The sequence below is a fragment of the Thiemannella venezuelensis genome (assembly GCF_014203605.1).
GTDB classification, from domain to species: domain Bacteria; phylum Actinomycetota; class Actinomycetes; order Streptosporangiales; family Streptosporangiaceae; genus Planomonospora_A; species Planomonospora_A venezuelensis.
Window position 1 is genome coordinate 1 of the sequence record NZ_JACHJJ010000068.1, and the last position, 2,211, is coordinate 2,211.

Here is a 2,211-nt window from a genome sequence, read left to right on the forward strand (position 1 = left end):
GGTGTCGATTCCGAAGTCGTCCAGCGTGAACCCACCGGGGACGGCGGGTTTGAGCGCGGGCGGGTTGATCAGCAGCCGGTGCCCGGCCTCCGTCACCCGGGTTCCGCAGTTGGTGGTCACACATGATGCCGAATCTGGTGTGTGAGCTGCGGGAACGCCGACGGGACCGGGAGAGGGCGTGTGTCTACGCTCTCCCGGCCTGCCCGGATCTTGCTCAAGCGGGATCGAAGGCTGTCACCCGGGGCGGCGGAGCGATGGAAAGTGCCTGGTAGATGCCCTTGTGACCGGGCCGCAGCGGAGTGGTCTGAGTGATCGTCCCGGCCTCCCCGGCAAGGGTGACCTGCTTGAGCCGGGCGGTCTCCCGGCGGATATGGCGCCAGCTTTGCCCGACGGAACGCTCCGCGACACGGGTGAGGAGCAGGGCGAGCCAGCAGATCAGCACGTGGGCGCGGATGCGGTGTTCGAGCCGGTGGAAGACCGGCCGCAGCAGCAGCTCGGACTTCAGGTCGCGGAACCCGCGTTCGGCTTCCAGGAGGTTCTTGTAGCCCAGGGCGGTCTCTTCGGCGGTGATGTCGGGGTCGGAGGTGGCCAGCAGGTACTTGCCGTCGAGGTTGGCCTCGGCCTTGACCTTGGCGCGGTCGATGACGAGCCGGTCGTTCTTGTGCTGGCGGATCCACCGCTTGAGGGTGGGGTGGTCGCGCAGCGCGCACTCGGCCCGAACGTGCGTGGCTTCGGCGCGGGCGGCGGCCGCAGCCGACAGGCTCCCCTTCCGGGTCCGGGCCCGATCGCGTTCCCGCTGGGCGGCGATCCGCTCCAGTTCGGCTTCGATCCGGGCGATGGCCTGTTCGCGCTGGTGCCGGTCCCGTTCGGCCTGGTCGGGGTTGTGGCAGATGATGAACCGGACGTCGCCGGCACCGTCGAGGCGCACTTCCTTGACCCGCAGGTTGTCGCGGACGCTCTGGTAGCGGCCCTGCCGCGACAGCGCCTGATCGGCCAGGGCGCCTCCGTCGCGCATGCGCATCCCAGCGATGAAGTGCCCGCCCGCCCGGCGCAGGTAGGCGAGGTTGTCGGTGCTGGAGAAGCCGCGGTCGACCACGGTGATGACGCGGCCGAGCTTCCAGTCCCGCATGTCGTCTTTGACCTCGGCCAGGACCTGCTGGTCGCTGGTGTTGCCGGGCCAGCACCACACCCGCACCGGGATGCCCTCCTTGGTGACGGCCAGGCCGATCACGATCTGCGGCAGGTCGTCGCGGTGGTCCTTGGACTTGCCGTAGCGGCGGAAGGCGCGCTGCTCGGGCGTGCTGTCTTCTTCCTCGTCGCGTTCGAAATAGGTGCTGGTGGTGTCGAAGAACAGCAGGTCGACCTCGAGGTTGAGCAGGTTCGCGACGGCGAAGAACACCGCTTGCTGGACCTGGCCGGTGGTGTCGGCCTCGGCCAGCAGGTCCATCGCCCGATACGCCTGGTCCTCGTCCATCGCGGTCAGGCCGCAGATGATCGCGTCCTCGCTGGCCCACTCGGCCGCCGACAGCTTGCTCATCGGCTCGATCGCCCGGTTGGCGACCAGCGCGAACAGCACGCGTTCCATGTTCGTGGTGAAGTGCCGCCCGTCGGTGGCCTTGGTGATCGCCGCGGCGATGTCCAGGCGCTTCCATAGCGCGTCCAGCAGCCATGATGTCCCGATCGGCCGGGAGTCGATCACTTCCATCGGGGCCGCTCCCGCCGTCAGAGCGGCCTCGGTGTCGTCGCTGAGGGCGGTTGCGTCCCCGCCGAAGTGCTTGGTGATCGAGGCGGCCAGGCGGCGCAGTCCGTCGACGTCCAGCCGGTCGATGCGGCCCAGGTTCATCAGCACGTCCGGCTTGACCTTGCCGTTCACCCGGCGGTTGTGTGCCAGAGCGGCGTAGCGGACGGTTGTGCCGTCGGCGTTGGTCCGCTGCGTGAACCGCAAGTACATGACCACACCGAACCACAGGCAGCCCTGCTCTCGCAGGAGAACGCGAATCAGTCGTGTTACTACACTTTCGGGCCCGGCAGTCCAGGAAGTACTCCTCGTGGAGCTCTGACCAGCCGTTACGCTCCAGCGGTCACGCTTGTGTGCCTACGAACTGCGGAACCCGGGCGTCAGGCAGGCGCGCAATCCGGCTGCGGCGTAGGCGGCATCGGCCAGGATCTGCAGTGGCCCGGGTTCGGCGGCGAGCAGGGCGGGGGCGATGG

Annotated in this window: 1 protein-coding gene; it reads right to left on the reverse strand. The window is 68.6% G+C overall.

Features of this window, described 5'->3' with window-relative positions; translation table 11 throughout:
• Nucleotides 1-214 precede the first annotated feature (214 nt).
• A complete protein-coding gene (locus FHS22_RS37095; RefSeq protein ID WP_184948879.1) occupies nt 215-1,951 on the reverse strand; it encodes an IS1634 family transposase in 1,737 nt (578 codons plus the stop codon).
• Between the last annotated feature and the right edge of the window lie 260 nt (nt 1,952-2,211).

Bases quoted from the DNA above. Each gene is read 5' to 3' on its own strand.
- FHS22_RS37095 (WP_184948879.1), bottom strand. From the start codon at position 1,951: ATGTACTTGCGGTTCACGCAGCGGACCAACGCCGACGGCACAACCGTC.